Source organism: Microcoleus sp. B4-C1 (assembly GCF_036705285.1).
GTDB lineage: Bacteria > Cyanobacteriota > Cyanobacteriia > Cyanobacteriales > Microcoleaceae > Microcoleus.
Window position 1 is genome coordinate 1 of sequence record NZ_JAUBUC010000027.1, and the last position, 17,218, is coordinate 17,218.

A 17,218-nucleotide genomic window follows, 5' to 3' on the forward strand; every position below is an offset into this window, starting at 1 on the left:
TCTATCCTTGCTCTTCGCTGTGCTTATCTCAACGGTCAACTTTCAATTTGATGTATTTGCCAAACTGAGATGCACCCAAATTCAACCATCTTTGTTTCTGAACATCTGTTAATTTTAGTTTTCGTCTGCTTAATACCTCCTGATACTCTGCTAAAATTTCTTCTGAAACTACCCATTCATAATCAGGTTGATTGATAACCCAGCTAATAACAGAAGCTGGTTTTCTTCCAGCGATCGCCGCAGATACTAAAATATTAGTATCTATAACAACTCTCATTCTCCACTCCGATAAGCTGCAATTTCTTCGGCAATTTCTTCATCAGTTAAAGGACGATCGGCGTGTAAAGCCTGGGTTTCTTCACATAAGTTGTTAAAATCTTCAGCTAAAGCTTGTCTGTACGGATCGGGCTGATAACTCTTCTTAAGTTCCCGGCTCATTTTAATTTTTTCTGCGAGTAACTCTTGTGCAGGTTTTCCTGAAAGAATCGTTACTACTTGCCGAGGTAGATTAAGATGCTGTTTTTCTGACAAAGCTTTTAAAGCATCAGTAATTACCTGATCGGGGGTTGTATATTTCCCTGTCTCTAACTGTTGTTGCAGTAACTTTTCTTGTTCTGAGTTCAGAATTATTTGGATCATAAAGTTACCTCTCTAAATAATCTCCAGCCGTTTGATATCTGTAGGGCTCAAGCATTTGGGCGACAATTTATGTTGAAAACCTGTAATTTTATCCCCAAATGCTTCACCCTCCAACCTTGATTGCGCGATCGCACTCCGACAGGATATTTTATTTTTTGGAGATTTCTAATGAGTCCCCATCAATTTTGAATGGGCAATACTGGATTTGAACCAGTGACCCCTTCCGTGTGAAGGAAGTGCGCTACCACTGTGCTAATTGCCCGCAGATAATTACCATACCATACCAAGTCCTAATTTGCAACTAAATTTTTCCTAAAAATTCAGCCGCTGGTTTCCGAGTTAAACTCGACACAATGCCAAGAATACAGGCATTTGTCGAGTCTGGCATCAGTTAACCTGCCACCAACCCGCCGACGGGCCGACAAACCGCACTACAATCCACCAAACAACCAAAAGACTAATCCCCATCCAGCTTCCGCGACTTGTCCACTTCACAAAATCTTCGCTTTGGGTTTTCGTGATTGGCAGCCAGGGAAGGATGCGCTCTTCTTTACCGTATTCGTCGCCGATCGACTCTTTGCGACGCTTAGCTTCACCCATAATCTTTGTCTACTAAATTAGATTTCAACTGGATACCTAACCAAATTATACGCCAACAGGTCATCTCAAGCCTGCGTCAGCCAAGTCGTATCCAAATAATCAATCCTCGCAAAAGGACTCAAAGCCGCTAAAACCTGCTGTCCATAACTGCGGTGAATCACCCTGCTGTCGAAAATCGCCACAACCCCTTGACGTTCTCGCACAGGCGCGATCGCCCGTTGCAACTCATTCAGCGCCGCCGGCAGCAAATACAACCGAAACCAATCCTTGCGCCGTTCCTTATAATAAGCCACACGCGCCGTCACCAAAGGATTCTCCAAAGAAGGTAGCGGCAAAGTTGCCATCGCCAGCAAGTGAGGCGCGCTCAATTCCCCCTGATGTTCCCGCCAAAACTCCCACCCTGTCACCAAAATCGCATTCTCGCCCACATCAGTCTTTTCTACCTGCACCCTAGAACCGAACTCAGAAGCCAAAATTGCCGCCAGCCGAGCCTTCAGCGGTACATCACCAACAATCAGCACAGTTAAACCCGCCACCGACGCGCTCATCAACAGCAAAGTCCGAATTTCTTCCATTAAAACACCCTGAAATTCCGGCGTATTTGGCAGCGGCAGCCAGTTGGGAATGTACAGTTGAATTAATTCGCTTTGTCGATCGGGCGAAAACTTCACGCTGGTCAATTCTGGCAGTCCCAGCATTTGCCGGAAGATCGGAGCCTTCGGTTCCACATCCACCGCCCCCCCAATCAACACCACAGGCTGACAATCCCAAATTTTGCTCAAAACCTCAGCCACCTGAATCGGCGCGCAGAACAGAGAAAATGACCCAGCCTCCCGATTAATTTCCGCCCACCGCAGTTTTCCGTTTGTTTCCCACCGCTGCCAAAAATTGCTCCAAGCAGCCGGAATTAGGGGGTTTGGCTCGATTTTTTCAAACAGCCCCTGCAAAATATTTTGCTCTGCCGTTTCCAGCAAATAGCACTCCTCTGGTTTCGCCGGATGTTTAAAGAAAGCCCGCGTTAGCATTACCCGCCCTTCGAGGATGGCATCGGCTTCCAAAGGCTGAGATTGCATTAAATCATTCCAATCAGCCGGTTGCAAACCCGCCGTCAATTGCTGGCGCGTCCAAACTTCCAAGTCATCCACACCGTCGATAATTGTCGGAATATTGCTCGGAAGTGGCGAATTCGCCGCCAAGCGAGCCGCCAGCCAAGACTGCGGATCTGCTAGCATCAATCCTTGTCCAGTGGCATTATCGGAATAAATCTCGATCGACTTATCAGTTTGCAGCCACTCTTGCAAACGCGGAATTTCCACTGCTCTCAAATGCTCGATCACCCGTGTAGGCGCGACTAATATCACAGGCTCTGGCCACATCAAAATCGGCATCAAATAGCTGACTCGATACCGCTGTCGGTAAGCTCCAGCGGGAAGCCCTGTTTGGATCAGAGCGCTGCGCCCCAAGCGCAAAGCCCGCGCCACGAGCCGCGCCATTGTTAAATGGTGGGGCCAGTGCGGCTCGGAGTTCGATCGCAGGAAGCGGAGCAATGAGTTGTGGACTTCTACCTCAATCAATCGGTTTTAAAATTGACATTTCTCACTCAAGATAATCAAAACTGGCCAGAAAATCAACTACTTTTTGACCGAGAGGCAAACAGAATTTACTCGGCTGATGACTTGCACCTCCCTTCCCAAAATTCCCGTGAGAATTCACCATCAAACTCTCCTGTCCCGAACTAATTAAAATAGTTTGGGTAGGTGACTCAAAAAACTTTGTTGGCTGACTCACATGTGATATATTAGAGACCAAATTCATCAACTCATTTAATTTATTTGTAGCTGTACTCAATGCTTTACGCAACTGCAATATTCGTTTCTCATCCAAATTTTGACTTTCAATGTTTTTGCCGATAACCATAATATTTCTCTGAGTTTGTAGAGCATCCTTAAAAGGAAGAATCGCTAAAAAAGCTGCTGGCAATAAATGCTCATCGCTCTCAAATCTAAAAGTTAGAGTTGTGCGACGGTAGCCGACTTCAATATTAGGAGGAAAAATCATTGCCCGGTAATGCCGAGCTATTTCGCTGTAAGCTGTTGCTAAAGTGCTGTTTGCTGAGTAGTCTAAAAGTGCGTCAACCACAATTTGCACTAACCCAGGCGTGTGATTTAAAAATTTTATCGATTCTGACGGCGAATTAAATTGTTGAATCAGAGTGCGATCGCCTGCGGGGCTGAGGTCAACCCACTGGCAAGTAATATCATCTACGATGATGCCACACCGAGGAACCAAATACAGTTTTGCTCCTGTTAAAGTTGCTCCCCTCAAATCAGCGCCCACCCAATCTGCATTAATCAAATTTGTTTCTGTCAAATCAGCGTGAACGAAACTAGCACTTCCTAAATTAGTATTTCTTAAATCTGCTCCGTTAAGGTTAGCTCCGCTCAATTTAGCAAAGCTCAGATCGGCGCCGCTGAGGTTAGCTCCCGTCAAATCAGCCCATTTAAGGTTAGCTCCGCTCAAATTGGCACTGCTGAGATTCACCTGTTGCAAAGAAGCTTGTCTCATATCGGCATTGCTCAAATTGACGCCGCTAAGTTCTGCTTTCGTCAAATCTGCGCCATGCAAGTTAGCTTCTTGAAAGTTAGCTGAAGCAGCCGAAGCACCTCTGAGATTTGCACCGGAAAGATTAGCACCGCACAGGTTAGCTTCCGTCAGTTTTACCTCTCTTAAATCTGCTTCAGTCATGTTAGCACCGCTGAAGTTAGTTTTGCTGAGTTCGCAGCGGACTAATTCGCTTCTAATCAGGGATGCTCGGATTAATTGAGCTGCACTTAAATCGGCTCTGACTAAGTTTGCTACGTTGAGAGTCGCCCCGTTTAAGATTGCCCGCGACAGGTTGGTACTGCTGAGTCTAGCCACATTCAGGTTAGCTTCGCTCAAGTTAGCGTCGCTCAAATTAGCGCCGCTGAGGTTGGTGACAAATAAGCTAGCCCGCCTTAAAATTGATTGGCTGAGGTTGATGCGGCTGAGATTAGCTTCATTCAGGTTCATTCCTGTGAAATCTCTGTCACCTTCTGTGTATCTTTTGACGATTGCAAATCGTTTGAGCAGTTCTTCAGCTTCCATTTTTTTTACCTGAATGAAATGGCAATCGGCTCACTTTTTTATGGCATAAGCTGTGGAGCATTTAAACCAGTAACGAGGCTAGTAGGGTGCGTCAGCTAGAACCCTTACGCTGAAACGGAAAACCTTAGATGCTGACGCACCTTACGCAAGTCCTTTAAATGCCGAACAGCATAAATAGAAATAATATCAAATTCATTTATAGTATTTACTCACCGAGCTGATAAAAGCTTTTGACAAACTCAATGACAGTATTTAGCGGCGGGGTGGTAAATCTTTGGGCTTTAATTGCAGGACTGATAGAGGTTTTGTTGACTCCAGGCAAATTGGTCAAGTTTCTGCCAAAGTCTGGGTGATAGTGAATCATCAAACTTTCGGCGCTGGAGTTAGCCAGTACAGTTTGGGTAGGCGATTGGAAAAAACTTGACATCGGTTCGCGATCGAGGCGAATCGGCTGAATTTTCATTTCCCCTATTTTTCTCATTGTTTGGGTCAGGGCAACGTTTAATTGCACTACCATATTTGAGACTCTGACACCCAAGTTATTACCACTTTGGGGTTGAATCATCTTGATCAGAGTCATCAAATTTTTCTGAGTAAATGCTGCATCACTAAAGGGAGTAATCGCCACGAAAGCTGTGGGAAATAGTTGCTCGTCCTGTTCTATTCTAAATGATATGATTGTGCGTCGAGAATTAACTTCGATACTGGGAGGATGGTTCAAAGCAGGGTATTGACGGGCAATTTGGCGGTAGGTAGCTGCAAGGACAAAGTTAGCATCCGGGTCGAGGGGTCGATCGACAATAATTTGAACTGTCGGCGGTGTAGCATTGAAAAACCTTTGAGATTCTTCTGGGGTAAAGCGCTGAATGTGGCTGCGATCGCCGTTAGGACTGAGGTCAACCCAATCGCAGGTAATGTCATCTGCTTTCACATCAAACCTCGACACCGCGTAAATTTTTGCCCCCGTCAGGGCCGCCCCCGTCAAATCGGCGCCCACCCAATCAGCGTGAATCAAATTCGCTTGAGTCAAATCCGCGTGTACCAGAGTAGCGTTCAAGAGATTGACATTGCTCAAATTTGCCCCGTACAAGTTGGCCCCGCTCAATCTCGCTTCATCGAGGTCAGCACCGGTCAGGTTCGCCCCGCTGAGGTCAGCCCACCGGAGATTAGCGCCTCGCAAGTCAGCGCCGCTGAGGTTGGCCTGAGACAGATTAGCTTGTCTGAGTTCGGCATTGCAGAGGTTGACTCCTCGCAAGTCTGCCCTGCTGAGGTCGGCTCTGTGCAAGTTGGCCCGTTCCAAGTTGGCCGCTGTTAGAAAAGCGCCTCTAAGGTGAGCCCCGCTGAGGTCGGCTTGCTCTAGATTGGCTTCTCTGAGGGTTGCTTCTCTCAAATCTGCTTCGCTGAGATTTGCGCCGCTCAAGTTTGCACTGCTGAGGTTGGCTCGAATCAGTTCGGATCTGATCAGTGTAGCTTCGACGAGTTGGGCTTCGCTGAGGTCGGCTCGAATCAAGTTTGCCACGTTGAGGATAGCGCCGCTGAGGTTGGCTTTGTGGAGATTGGCACCGCTGAGTCTGGCAACATTGAGTTTGGCTTTTCTCATGTTGGCGTTTGACAAATTGGTGCCACTCATGTTGGTGAGGCTTAAGATTGCCTCACTGAAATTAGCCCCGCTGAGATCGATCCTGCTGAGATTTGCCTCGCAAAGGAGGATGGCAGTAAAGTCTCTTTCTCCTGCTGCATATTTTGTGATGAGTTCTTCGGCATCCATGCTTTTGAATTTCCCTGATGTGTTAGCTAGAACAAAGCTTTGTTGTGCCAACCTTTAAACTAGAATAAGCATTTTCTGTAACTTGATGCAATATGCTTAAACATCTATATTGTGGAAGCCTTTTATAAAATCCAAAATGCTACTGATATTAGTTTGAGCCAATTTTGCGATCTCGGCTAACTTGCCAGAGGTTGAGTTACTTGGGTCGTATTTTTTAATCAGGCGCTTGCCGAAGGCTGGGTGGTGATATACGCTGAGTCTTTGGTCGCGGGAATTAATTAAGATCATTTGTGTGGGAATTTGAAAGAAATTGATGCTTTCGCCGATTTTTGGAAAAGAACTGGAAATTTTTATTTGGTCTACTTTGCTGATAGCTTGGTTGAGAGCTTTGCTACATAACTGAACGTGTTTAGATTCTTTGACGTTAAGTTTGCCTGCATCGTGGGATTGAATCATTTTCATCAAAGCTATTAGGTTTTTTTGAGTTATGGCAGCGTCGTTAAAAGGAATGATGGCAACGTAAGCGGTGGCAAATAATTTATCGTCGCTGTCCATTTTAAAGGCGAGTACGGTGCGTCTGGAGCTGACTTCGATCGTGGGAGGCTGACTTAAACTCGGGTATTGTTGGGCAATTTGGTAATAAGTTGCAGCTAGTGCAAAATGAGCGCCTTGGTCTAAGGGCGAGTCAATTACAATCCGAACTGTGGGCAAGGTTTCGTGAAAAAATTCGTGGGTTCCTCCTGAGTTCAACCAGTAAATTTGGCTGTGGTCGCCGTTGGGGCTCAGATCGACCCACTTGCAGGTCATGCCTTCGGTTTTGATGCCCAGTCGCGAAACTGCGTGGAGTTTGGCTCCGGTTAAGGTGGCTCCGGTTAAGTCGGCTCCAATCCAGTCGGCGCGGATCAGATAGGCATTTGTCAGGTCGGCGTGCACTAAGCTGGCATTCAGCAAGTTGGCGTGGCAGAGGTCGGCTCGGCTGAGGTCGGCGCCGCTCAATTTGGCTTCGCTGAGGTCGGCCCAGCGGAGATTGCAACCGCTGAGTATTGCCCAGCGCAAATTGACGCCGCTGAGGTCGGCGCCGCTGAGTACGGCTTGAGTTAGGTTGGCTTGTCTCAGTTCTGTGCCTCGCAAGTCGGCGCCGCTGAGGTCGGCTCGGCTGAGGTCGGCTCCTTGCAGGTTGGCTTGTTCGAGGTTGGCTTCTGTCAAGCACGCGCCGCTGAGGTGAGCGCCTCGAAGGTTGGCTTGAGCGAGGTTGGCTCCTCGAAGGGTGGCTTCGGTGAGGGTGGCGCCGCTGAGGTTTGCGCCGCTGAGGTTTGCGCCGCTGAGTTCGGCTCGAATGAGCTCGGCTCTGATCAGTTTGGCTCCTATGAGTATGGCTTTTTTGAGGTCAACTCGCACTAGGTAAGCGACGTTGAGGTCGGCGTCGGTGAGGTCGGCGCCGCCTAGATGGGCGCCACTGAGTCTGGCAATGTTGAGTTTTGCACCTGTGAGGTTGGTTTTGCTGAGGTTGGCTCCGCTCAGGTTTGCTACACTCAGATTCGCACCCTTGAGGTTGGCTCCGCTCAAGTTGACGCCGCTGAGGTTGGCCTCAGTCAGGTTGATTCCGGCAAAGTTTCTTTCTCCGGCGGCATATTTCTTCAGGAGTTCCTCGACTGTCATGGGGGCGGCACCGTATCAAATATCCCCATTTTATTGCTATGAATATCGGTATTGTCGGACTGGGTTTAATTGGTGGCTCGATCGGGCTGGATTTACGATCGCGCGGGTTTAATGTTTTGGGGGTTTCGAGTCGGCAGCAGACTTGCGATCGGGCGCAAGCTCGCGGTGTTGTCAATGAAGCCAGCATAAACCTGTCTCTGATGGCAGCAGCCGATGTGGTTTTTATTTGCACGCCACTGGGGTCGATCGAGCCGATCGTCCGAGACTTAGTTCCGTATCTTTCCCCTGATACCATTGTAACCGATGTCGGTTCCGTAAAAACACCCATAGTGCAGGCTGTGTCTTCTCTGTGGCCGAATTTTGTAGGGGGACACCCGATGGCGGGGACTGCTGAAAGCGGGATTGAGGCGGCGATACCGGATTTGTTTGTGGGCCGGCCTTATGTGGTGACGCCGACTGCCCAAACGCCGGCGCTTGCAGTGGATAAGGTTGAGGAAATTGCCCGGTTGCTGGGTGCTAAAGTTTACCGATGTGAACCGGAAGAGCACGATCGAGCTGTGGCTTGGATTTCTCATTTGCCACTCATGGCGAGCGCGACGCTGGTTGCTGCCTGCGATCTTGAGGCCGATCGGGATATTGTTAATTTAGCCCAACATTTGGCGAGTTCCGGTTTTCGGGATACGAGCCGGGTGGGGGGTGGCAATCCCGATCTGGGAGTGATGGTGGCAAAGTACAATCGAGAGGAATTATTGCGATCGCTCTCTATTTACCGCGACAGTCTCGACGAGTTCATCAGCGATATCGAAGCGGAAAATTGGCAAAGTCTCGAACACAAGCTGAAGCTGACTCAACAAGCGAGACAGAATTACAACTTGTGATCCAAAATTTACAACCCAATTCAACCAGTAATTCACGTTCAGATTGAGGCGCAAATAGTTGGTGTAGTCGCTAAAATGAAGCGAGTGTTAACGTTTAAAGCCTAGGAACCGGGCTTTTGAGAATTAACAATTAAACACAGGTAAGGTGCGCGCCGAACTCCCTACTAATTTCTAATTCTCAGCCCTATTTTCCATGCCCCATGTCTTATGAATGATTCTCAAGCATCACCAAATCCATCAAAACCTGTGCATCCCCTAAAGCGGCTGCTGAAGTACGGGCGTCGCTACCGCCTAAAAGCTTGGCTGGCAAGTATCTGTTCGCTGCTGAATAAATTCTTTGATTTAGCGCCGCCAGCATTAATCGGTATTGCCGTTGACGTGGTGGTGAAACAGCAAGATTCTATCCTCGCTGAGTGGGGCATAAAAGATGTCTTTTGGCAACTGGCAATTATTACTTTTGTGAGTTTGATTGTTTGGACGTTGGAATCTGTTTTTGAATATGCCTATGATTATTTGTGGCGCAATTTGGCTCAGGATATTGAACACGATTTGCGTCTGGAAGCTTACAGCCATTTGCAGGAATTAGAATTAGCTTATTTTGAAGAACGTAGCACGGGCGGTTTGATTTCTATTCTCAACGATGATATCAATCAACTCGAACGTTTTTTGGACGACGGCGCTAATGAGGTAATTCAGGTAATTACAACGGTTGTTGTGATTGGTGCGGCTTTTTTTGCTGCTTCTCCTACTGTTGCTGGGCTGTCAATGCTGCCCATACCTTTTATTATTTGGGGTTCGATCGCCTTTCAAAATCGCCTCGCTCCTTTCTATGCTGATGTGCGGGAAAAGGTGAGTTTTCTGAACGGGCAACTATCTAATAATTTGATGGGAATTACGACTATTAAAAGTTTTACTTCCGAAGATTATGAAATTCAGCGCATCGAAACACAAAGCCAAGCTTACCGCCAAAGCAACCGACGGGCGATCGTACTTTCGGCAGCTTTTATTCCGCTGATTCGGGTTGTGATTTTCTTGGGGTTTATTGCAACACTATTTCTGGGCGGTTTGGAGGTGGTGGCGGGCCGATTGTCTGTGGGAGCTTACAGCGTTTTGGTATTTTTGACCCAGCGGTTGTTGTGGCCGCTGACTCGCCTGGGAAATACTCTGGATCAATACCAGCGCGCTATGGCTTCGACTAATCGGGTGATGAATTTGTTGGATACTCCGATCGCAATTCGCACGGGTGATATTCGGCGACCGGTTAGTTCGATTAAGGGTGAGTTGGAATTTAAAAATGTTACGTTTTCTTATAATCAAAGAAAACCGATTTTGCAGTATTTTTCTTTGAATCTGCCGGCGGGGAAAACTACTGCGATTGTTGGGGCTACTGGTTCCGGCAAAAGTACGCTGGTGAAACTCATATTGAGGCTGTACGAGGTACAGCATGGTAATATTTATCTCGACGGTATAGAATTAAATAGCCTGAATTTAAAAGATTTGCGGAGAGCGATCGGATTGGTGAGTCAAGATGTGTTTTTGTTTCACGGTACGGTGGCAGAAAATATTGCTTACGGCAGTTTTGAGGCAACCAATCGAGAGATAGTAAATGCTGCTAAAATTGCCGAAGCGCACGAGTTTATCGCGCAATTGCCGGACGGTTACAACACTATTGTAGGGGAACGCGGTCAAAAATTGTCGGGGGGGCAACGGCAGCGAATTGCAATTGCGAGGGCTGTTTTGAAGAATCCGCCGATTTTGATCCTTGACGAAGCTACTTCAGCGGTGGATAACGAGACTGAGGCGGCAATTCAGCGATCGCTCGAACGAATTACCAAGAATCGCACTACAATTGCGATCGCCCACCGTCTTTCTACTGTCCGCAATGCCGATTGCATTTTTGTGATGGATGAGGGGATAGTGATAGAATCGGGGCAGCACGAACAACTTGTCGAACAGGACGGAGTTTATGCGTCGCTCTGGCGCGTGCAATCTGGTATTGTAAAACTTCGTTGAGTTTATAAGCAATTATAAACAATAATGGTATCATATCGCTATGAGTGTTGAACAAGAAATACGCACAGCCCAAAGAACGGAAGTCTCAAATGCAGCTAACAGAGAGGCACATCATTAAATCAACGGAACATCGTTTCGTCCAGATTGACGAATTAGCTTTCAAGTCCAAAAACCTCTACAATGCCACCAATTACGTCATTCGTCAGAGTTTTATTTATGGGTGGGGCTATGTCAATTACAACGAAATGAACCGATTGATGAAGTCTCACGAAGCATATAAGGCTTTGCCTGCTAAAGTAAGTCAGCAAATCTTAATGGTGCTAGACAAGAATTGGAAATCGTTTTTTGAAGCCGTTAAAGCTTACAAAGCTGACTCTTCAAGATTCACGGGTCGCCCAAAATTGCCAAAGTACAAAGATAAGACTAAAGGGCGAAACCTTCTCGTTTACACGATTCAAGCAATTAGTAGCAAACAGTTAAAGAAAGGAATTATCAAACTTTCCGGCACTGAGCTTTCAATTAAAACCCAACTCAATCCCACCCAGATTTGTCAAGTTAGACTGGTTCCGCAATGTGATTCCTATGTAATTGAGGTGATTTATGATGAGCCGGAGCCCACCGTCAACAACGCTAATTCTATAGCTAGTATTGATTTAGGACTGGACAATTTAGTAGCGTTAACTTCAAATCAGCCGGGATTTATCCCTTTGTTGATTAACGGGCGACCATTAAAATCGATTAACCAGTTCTACAACAAACGCAAATCCCGATTACAATCCCAATTGAAAGGGAATCGCAAAACTTCACCCCGGATTCAGCGATTAACTCGCTGTCGTAATCAGAAAGTTGATAATTACTTGCATCATGCTAGTCGTGTGATTGTTGACCATTTGGTAGTGAACCAAATGGGAACGCTGGTAATCGGCAAAAATGCACAGTGGAAAACCGATATCAATCTAGGTAAACAAACCAACCAAAATTTTGTCAGTATTCCTCACTCTCGATTAATTGAGATGTTAGAATACAAAGCTCGGCTGGTAGGAATCACAGTAATTGTACAGGAAGAATCCTACACATCCCGATCCAGTTTTTTAGGTTTAGACCCAATTCCTGTTTATGGAAAAACCGAAAAAGAGCCTGTGTTCACTGGTAAACGGATCAAGCGAGGTTTGTACAAAACATCGACGGGTCAGTTAATTAATTCCGATGTGAATGCTTCGTACAACATTCTCAGAAAAGCAATCCCAAATGCGTTTAGCAATGGGATAGGGAGCTGCGTAGTTGGGCCAATGCGGGTCGATCCGCTCAAAGTAAAAGTGAAAGGGGAGGGGCTTAGCGCCTCCCATGTCATGCAATAAATGACTATACTTTTACCAGCTATAAGATAGAAACGCAGCGGTTTTGGGTAATTGGGAATTGGTAATTGGGAATTGGTAATATCATGTCTGGTAGCATCATAAGTATATGGGCGGGGCGGGTTTATGAGATAATTAGTTTGACGGGTAGATTGTTGGTAAAACCCGCCCCTACGGGATCGAAAATTATCCGATCGCGAATCAACCAGGCATGATATAGTTAGTAATTTGAATGCTAACTAATGACAACTGCCAACTGACTGCTGACTGCTGACTGCAAAATATTAGTTTCTACAAACAAGAAGAGAAAATGTTTCTATTTGATAGCCCTCAGTCCAAACCCAACGAAAATAGCTGGAGCCGCAAGTTAGATAAATTTGTGAAAGCTAATCAAAATGAATTGGCTGCTTTGGCTTGGGGGCTATTTCTGGAAAGGGGAGAGGAAAGCGAGGAGATTTTGGCAATTGATATTGCAGAAACTGCGCGTTTTGTGTATTGTAAGAAAGAGGCGGTTGAGGAGTTGAACCGTCAAGTGAGAAGTCATATTCAGGAAGTTGTAGGTGTGTTGAACGCTCACAAGCCTGAGAAGGAAGTGGCGATTTTGGCGATCGGCGAAGGTCAAATCAAGTTAATTCTTTTTGAACCTAAGCCTGAACCTCCTGTTTGTTTTGAGGAAGCTGCAACCGATGTTGATACATTGTTGGCTAAGCTGGAACAGCAGATGGTTGAATGTATGAAATAGCAGTTATATCAAATCCGGTGGCATGAGAATTGATATTACCTACAGTCAGGAGACGACGCTGTGCGGTTTCCCGAAAATAAATCGGGCGATGGTTATATCTCTTATCGAGGAAGATTGATTATGTTGGCGTAGGGAAACGGCAATGTTGTGTCGTCAGTTGCCCTATTGTCGATGGTTATATTCGATCGCACTTAGGAATGAGAATTAAATAACTTCCACAATAACAATTAAAATTGTAAGTTATTTAATTCGCGATCCTTAGAGGGCAATTTTATCCCCCAGTCTGTTTCAATCCCTGGGTGATCTCAACATTGTATCAGCAACAGGCTTTCCGGCCTGTTCCACAAAGAGTAAACCCGGACTTACTATAAATATCAGAATAACCAGCAATCAAAATAACCAGCGGGCGGCGAATCGTCATGCAAAATTTGAGCTTTGTCTAAAGTAGGTACAGCCTCCGCCAATTCTCTACCTACTTTTACCTCAAGCGCCCTGTCTGTTAATGGAAAGGAAAATTGATGGCTATCTTGCAAATATTTTGCCTTAGCAACAATCTCATCTTTCTCCAAAATCTGGCTGTTGCTACCAATCAAAATGCTATTACTTTCCTGGCAAACACACACGCACACCTGAGAAAACACACTTTGAAAAGTCTTGATTTTTTCCGCATAAAACTGATCTCTTTGCAGCATATTTGCTACCACAACTCCCTCGCTTGACAAGTGTTTTTCGCAGATTTGATAAAATTCTTTGGTGGATAGGCGGTGGGGAAAGTAGCCGTTGCCAAAAGCTACGTCTATCATGATGATATCGTATTGAGTATCGGATTTTTGCTGCTCTAAATACTCTCTGCCGTCTTGAATTGTTACAGTTAGCCGATCGTCCAATTTTACCCCAAAGCACTTTGTAGCTGCTTCGATCGCGATCGGGTCTACATCCGCACATTCTATAATAGTTTCCGGCAAATAGTGGTGCAAAACTAAGGGAATTCTGCCGCCGCCAAATCCAGCCATATAGATTCTTTGAGGTTGGCTTTGCCACACTAAACCCAACATCATCGCCTGAGTATATTCAGACACTAGATGTAAAGGATTGTTGAAATCGAAAATAGATTGCAGTAAATCTGTTTGCCGATTTACTTTTTCTACTAAAGATAGCTTAATGTGCGATCGATCTTTTGTGACTGCAACATAGTGAACACCCGACTCTTTGCAAAAAATGATTCCATCCGGCTGTTGTTGCAGCCAAGTAAGCCGCTGCTGAATGGCGGCTAAATTCATAGGTTGCCAATTTTGGGGGCGATCCATCATCTGATTTTAAATTTTATTAGGACTAAGGTAAGCTTGTCAAAATTAGTAAGGTGCGTCAGTTCAAAACTCTCAATTATCACTTGATAACGCAAGTCTGACGCACCCTACAAGTCTTACAGCACATTCCACGTTTATGAATTACAGCCGCTTCTTGCTATCTCCTTACTTCATAAACCTGGAATACGCTGTATTTTTTAATTTCGCGCAGGCGGACGAAACTTGGTGTAGACGCGATTTAAATCGCCGAGTCTTCCAAGATATAACAATAGAAATTAAGTTTATTCAAGCCGCTTGTACGCCACCAATTCCAAACCTGAAATCGAAAGTTCCATTTTTTCCCAATCTTGCTTGTCACCTTCCAACTTTTCAAAGGCTGCTGAGGTAAGCAAAATCTCTCCGCGTTCCGCCAAATCCTCTCCCAGCTTGGATGCCAGATTAAATTCCGATCCGTACATATCCTCTCCTTCCAGCATCAAAACATCCCCACAGCCAATACCAATGCAGAGGTAAATGTCCATCTCCGGCGGCAGTGTCGTGTTGACAGCCGCCGTTTGTTTCAAAGAGTCGATCGCAGCTTCCACCGCTGATTTGACATCGGAAAAAACTGCAAAAATATTGTCTGCTTCCTCCTTAACTACAGTGCCACCGTATTCGGAAATTATCGGTTTGACAATTCCGTGCATCCGGTGAATCATTGCCAAAAAATGAATGATTCCGTAGCGGACTGTCGTGCGCGAAAATCCCGACATATCCATTACTAAAATTGCGTAATTTTTGCGGAAAGTTGAATTTATTTTTTCATCAATTTCCGTCATTCTTTCGGGATGTTCGTTTCTTTCTTGCAGCAGCTTTTCTAAGTTAGCGCGGTTATTTGTTTTCATTTTTGTTTAATTAAATTCCCAATCGCGACACTGTTCTGGAGGGCGACCAGCAGGATGAATCGCACAATTGATGCCATCCTTACCGTAATAATAATCGCAGACTTTGCAAGGTTTAGTTTGCTCTAATTTTTTCATCAAAGTTGCCCGGATTGTCTGGACTCGGTTGCGATACTTGTTTGCATTCGAGTGACTCGGTTCAATTGCCAAAGCTTGCTCGAAAGCTGCTAAGCTGGAATCGTACAATTTAATAATTTGGGAACTGTATTTTGTCCAAGCATCGGCATGGCTTTGATAGAGTTCGACTGTACTTAAGTTTAAAATTCCGTATTCTGTCCAAGCGTCGGCTGAAGCTCGATCGAACTTAATATTGGCATTGAGCAAAACTTTTTTGATCGTTGCCAAAAGTTCCCTAGGCTGCCAAGGTTTGCTAACATAAGCCTCGGCGCGATCGCCCTGGAACCTCGCAAATAAAGCTAACTGCTGTCCCTTCCCTGTTAAAAATACCACCGGTATGTTCCTCGTTTCGGGATTAGCTTTAATTAAACGACAAACCCCGTAGCCGTCCAGACGGGGCATTATGACATCTAATAATACTAAATCGGGGCAATTTTTCTCAATTTTATCCAGCGCTTCCACACCGTCAGATGCCTGAATTACATTCAATCCGCTGCATCTCAACTGATGTGAAATGCACTCGCGCTGGCTGCGGGAATCTTCCACCACTAAAACTGTACTCATCACTCCCCACTTGGTTTTTGAGGTAAACTTGTTCGCTGCTTCGAGTTGTCCTTGCTGAAATCAGTTTACCCGCATTGGATGAATTTGCTATCACTGGCTATCTAAATTTACTCAAATTGCAACAAATCTTAAAATCGGGAGCCAAGGTGATACTTATCAGAAAATGCTAGTTGCTAATACGCGGATAATTGTTGAAAGTTTGGGCGGCAAATATTCGGCTTTTAAGCCTTAATAACGGCAAATCGTACTGATGTCGGACGAAAACCTTGTTGAATTGCAACAGATAATCGGCTATTGTATACGTTAAAGTTCTTAAGGACGACAAATGAATCGATTGCTCCTCACTTTACTTGTAAGTCCGACGCTGTTTGGATCTGTGATGTCTTTGAGCGCGATCGCCAATCCCGCTCTAATTGGCGAAATACCAGCCCAATCGGCTGATTCGCCTCAATGCGTGCGATCGCCCCACACTCAGCGCCTGAGTTGCGTGCGGCTTTCTGGCAAGTCTGCTGCTGCTAATTCTAAAGTAAGAATCAGTTGGCAGCGCCCGGGTGAAGAACGGGTGGCGATGCTGGATTTTTCGGAAGCAGAAAGCGATGAGGCGGTGGCGCTGTTTGGCTGCGACTGTCAGATGTGTATCAACTCGCTGCGACAGTTGCGCGGTTTGCCACCTCTGGATCTAGCTTCTTGATGGCGATCCGACAGCATTGGGAGTCAGGCTCAAAAACCAGGTTTCCGATCGCTGCGGGCTTTGGAATGCCTTTAGCTTTCTCACTTTTAGAGAAACCAAAGCCAGCAAATTTATCGATCGCCCCAAAAAACATCCTAACAGCAAAGCAGCCAAAATATAAGGTGCAGCAACCTGCAAATCCGACCAACCGCGACCGTTCAAACTACCGATTAACCAATTCAAAGCAGCTTGCAAGCGGCTGTCTTCAGCTAACAGCAACAGTGTAGTTTGTATTGCCCCAAAAAGAGAACTCACAGCCACACCAGCTAAAACCAAACGTTCCACAGAAATTCCCGTTTTAGTTTTTCCTAAAAAGTATACCAGCATCGAAGTTAAAATAGCACCTATCCAAGCCGCCAAAGGCACCCAACTTTGAAATATTCCCAAAGTCAGCATGGTAATCGCAACCAACCCTGCACCCGCCGAAATTCCTAATACAAAAGGATCTGCTAAACCGTTGCGGAGTAACCCTTGCAGCAAAGCCCCCGACATTCCTAAAGCCGCACCAACCGTCAGCGCTGCCGCAACTCTGGGCAAACGCAATTCCCATAAAATAGTTTGATGGACAGCATCACCTCGGTGCAGAAATGCTTGCCACAATTGATCGGCACTCATGGGTACCGCACCAAAAGAAAGCGAAAGGGCGAGGGTTAATAGCAAACCCAATCCTAAGAATACAACTGCCTAAAAACTCGATATTTTAGCCAGATTTTTTTCACAATATATTATACCGCTTTGCTTTTAGATAAATAACATTTTTACATAGTTATTTCTGCGCG

The 17,218-nt window shown here is 45.8% G+C and carries 16 protein-coding genes and 1 tRNA gene; 5 read left to right on the top strand and 12 right to left on the bottom strand.

The window, feature by feature from the left end; translation table 11 throughout:
• Nucleotides 1-28: 28 nt before the first annotated feature.
• The 8 genes from QUB26_RS13200 to QUB26_RS13235 all read right to left on the bottom strand — a co-directional run bounded on the left by QUB26_RS13200 (nucleotide 29) and on the right by QUB26_RS13235 (nucleotide 7,792).
• Complete coding sequence (locus tag QUB26_RS13200; protein WP_333318365.1) at nucleotides 29-277, bottom strand: putative toxin-antitoxin system toxin component, PIN family; 249 nt, start codon at nucleotides 275-277, stop codon at nucleotides 29-31.
• Entirely contained in the window at nucleotides 274-639 is a 366-nt protein-coding gene (locus QUB26_RS13205) for a hypothetical protein (protein ID WP_333238569.1), read from the bottom strand. The genes QUB26_RS13200 and QUB26_RS13205 overlap by 4 nt, the downstream gene beginning before the upstream one ends.
• A gap of 190 nt (nucleotides 640-829) precedes the next feature.
• Nucleotides 830-901 (bottom strand) — tRNA-Val (locus tag QUB26_RS13210).
• 125 nt (nucleotides 902-1,026) lie between these two features.
• Nucleotides 1,027-1,239, bottom strand: coding sequence for a DUF2839 domain-containing protein (locus tag QUB26_RS13215; protein ID WP_333055789.1), 213 nt, complete (start codon nucleotides 1,237-1,239; stop codon nucleotides 1,027-1,029).
• A gap of 65 nt (nucleotides 1,240-1,304) precedes the next feature.
• Nucleotides 1,305-2,813, bottom strand: a complete 1,509-nt coding sequence (locus QUB26_RS13220; protein ID WP_333318367.1) for a helicase C-terminal domain-containing protein — start codon at nucleotides 2,811-2,813, stop codon at nucleotides 1,305-1,307.
• A 22-nt stretch (nucleotides 2,814-2,835) separates the two neighbouring features.
• Entirely contained in the window at nucleotides 2,836-4,365 is a 1,530-nt protein-coding gene (locus QUB26_RS13225; protein ID WP_333318369.1) for a pentapeptide repeat-containing protein, read from the bottom strand.
• A gap of 205 nt (nucleotides 4,366-4,570) precedes the next feature.
• The gene (locus tag QUB26_RS13230; protein WP_333238575.1) at nucleotides 4,571-6,133 is read right to left on the bottom strand and encodes a pentapeptide repeat-containing protein; all 1,563 of its coding nucleotides are present in this window, start codon (nucleotides 6,131-6,133) and stop codon (nucleotides 4,571-4,573) included.
• Between the two features lie 96 nt (nucleotides 6,134-6,229).
• Nucleotides 6,230-7,792: a pentapeptide repeat-containing protein gene (locus QUB26_RS13235; RefSeq protein WP_333055793.1), complete on the bottom strand. Its 1,563-nt coding sequence runs from the start codon at nucleotides 7,790-7,792 to the stop codon at nucleotides 6,230-6,232.
• A 38-nt stretch (nucleotides 7,793-7,830) separates the two neighbouring features.
• Here QUB26_RS13235 and QUB26_RS13240 point away from each other — a divergent pair, with 38 nt between their 5' ends.
• From QUB26_RS13240 to ccmS, 4 genes are all read left to right on the top strand, one after another.
• Nucleotides 7,831-8,670, top strand: a complete 840-nt coding sequence (locus QUB26_RS13240) for a prephenate/arogenate dehydrogenase (RefSeq protein ID WP_333318371.1) — start codon at nucleotides 7,831-7,833, stop codon at nucleotides 8,668-8,670.
• Between the two features lie 207 nt (nucleotides 8,671-8,877).
• Entirely contained in the window at nucleotides 8,878-10,683 is a 1,806-nt protein-coding gene (locus tag QUB26_RS13245; protein ID WP_333238578.1) for an ABC transporter ATP-binding protein, read from the top strand.
• Between the two features lie 89 nt (nucleotides 10,684-10,772).
• Entirely contained in the window at nucleotides 10,773-12,041 is a 1,269-nt protein-coding gene (locus QUB26_RS13250) for a transposase (protein WP_333318373.1), read from the top strand.
• A 307-nt stretch (nucleotides 12,042-12,348) separates the two neighbouring features.
• Entirely contained in the window at nucleotides 12,349-12,780 is a 432-nt protein-coding gene (gene ccmS / locus QUB26_RS13255; protein WP_333238582.1) for a beta-carboxysome assembly chaperone CcmS, read from the top strand.
• A 374-nt stretch (nucleotides 12,781-13,154) separates the two neighbouring features.
• Here ccmS and QUB26_RS13260 read toward each other — a convergent pair whose 3' ends face one another.
• The 3 genes from QUB26_RS13260 to QUB26_RS13270 form a co-directional block, all read right to left on the bottom strand.
• Nucleotides 13,155-14,090, bottom strand: a complete 936-nt coding sequence (locus tag QUB26_RS13260) for a fused MFS/spermidine synthase (protein ID WP_333253292.1) — start codon at nucleotides 14,088-14,090, stop codon at nucleotides 13,155-13,157.
• A 278-nt stretch (nucleotides 14,091-14,368) separates the two neighbouring features.
• Entirely contained in the window at nucleotides 14,369-14,971 is a 603-nt protein-coding gene (locus QUB26_RS13265) for an adenylate/guanylate cyclase domain-containing protein (RefSeq protein WP_333238587.1), read from the bottom strand.
• A 6-nt stretch (nucleotides 14,972-14,977) separates the two neighbouring features.
• Nucleotides 14,978-15,709, bottom strand: a complete 732-nt coding sequence (locus QUB26_RS13270) for a response regulator (protein WP_333238589.1) — start codon at nucleotides 15,707-15,709, stop codon at nucleotides 14,978-14,980.
• Between the two features lie 325 nt (nucleotides 15,710-16,034).
• On the opposite strand from QUB26_RS13270, the gene QUB26_RS13275 reads away from it, so the two are divergent.
• Complete coding sequence (locus QUB26_RS13275; RefSeq protein WP_333238592.1) at nucleotides 16,035-16,400, top strand: hypothetical protein; 366 nt, start codon at nucleotides 16,035-16,037, stop codon at nucleotides 16,398-16,400.
• Here the strand turns inward: QUB26_RS13275 and QUB26_RS13280 are convergent.
• Nucleotides 16,389-17,054, bottom strand: a complete 666-nt coding sequence (locus QUB26_RS13280) for an iron ABC transporter permease (protein WP_333238594.1) — start codon at nucleotides 17,052-17,054, stop codon at nucleotides 16,389-16,391. The two genes, QUB26_RS13275 and QUB26_RS13280, sit on opposite strands and share 12 nt — an antisense overlap.
• Nucleotides 17,055-17,218 lie beyond the last annotated feature (164 nt).

Coding starts and splice junctions, on each gene's coding strand:
- QUB26_RS13200 (WP_333318365.1), bottom strand. CDS start 277: ATGAGAGTTGTTATAGATACTAATATTTTAGTATCTGCGGCGATCGCT.
- QUB26_RS13205 (WP_333238569.1), bottom strand. CDS start 639: ATGATCCAAATAATTCTGAACTCAGAACAAGAAAAGTTACTGCAACAA.
- QUB26_RS13215 (WP_333055789.1), bottom strand. CDS start 1,239: ATGGGTGAAGCTAAGCGTCGCAAAGAGTCGATCGGCGACGAATACGGT.
- QUB26_RS13225 (WP_333318369.1), bottom strand. CDS start 4,365: ATGGAAGCTGAAGAACTGCTCAAACGATTTGCAATCGTCAAAAGATAC.
- QUB26_RS13230 (WP_333238575.1), bottom strand. CDS start 6,133: ATGGATGCCGAAGAACTCATCACAAAATATGCAGCAGGAGAAAGAGAC.
- QUB26_RS13235 (WP_333055793.1), bottom strand. CDS start 7,792: ATGACAGTCGAGGAACTCCTGAAGAAATATGCCGCCGGAGAAAGAAAC.
- QUB26_RS13240 (WP_333318371.1), top strand. CDS start 7,831: ATGAATATCGGTATTGTCGGACTGGGTTTAATTGGTGGCTCGATCGGG.
- QUB26_RS13245 (WP_333238578.1), top strand. CDS start 8,878: ATGAATGATTCTCAAGCATCACCAAATCCATCAAAACCTGTGCATCCC.
- QUB26_RS13250 (WP_333318373.1), top strand. CDS start 10,773: ATGCAGCTAACAGAGAGGCACATCATTAAATCAACGGAACATCGTTTC.
- ccmS (WP_333238582.1), top strand. CDS start 12,349: ATGTTTCTATTTGATAGCCCTCAGTCCAAACCCAACGAAAATAGCTGG.
- QUB26_RS13260 (WP_333253292.1), bottom strand. CDS start 14,090: ATGATGGATCGCCCCCAAAATTGGCAACCTATGAATTTAGCCGCCATT.
- QUB26_RS13265 (WP_333238587.1), bottom strand. CDS start 14,971: ATGAAAACAAATAACCGCGCTAACTTAGAAAAGCTGCTGCAAGAAAGA.
- QUB26_RS13270 (WP_333238589.1), bottom strand. CDS start 15,709: ATGAGTACAGTTTTAGTGGTGGAAGATTCCCGCAGCCAGCGCGAGTGC.
- QUB26_RS13275 (WP_333238592.1), top strand. CDS start 16,035: ATGAATCGATTGCTCCTCACTTTACTTGTAAGTCCGACGCTGTTTGGA.
- QUB26_RS13280 (WP_333238594.1), bottom strand. CDS start 17,054: ATGAGTGCCGATCAATTGTGGCAAGCATTTCTGCACCGAGGTGATGCT.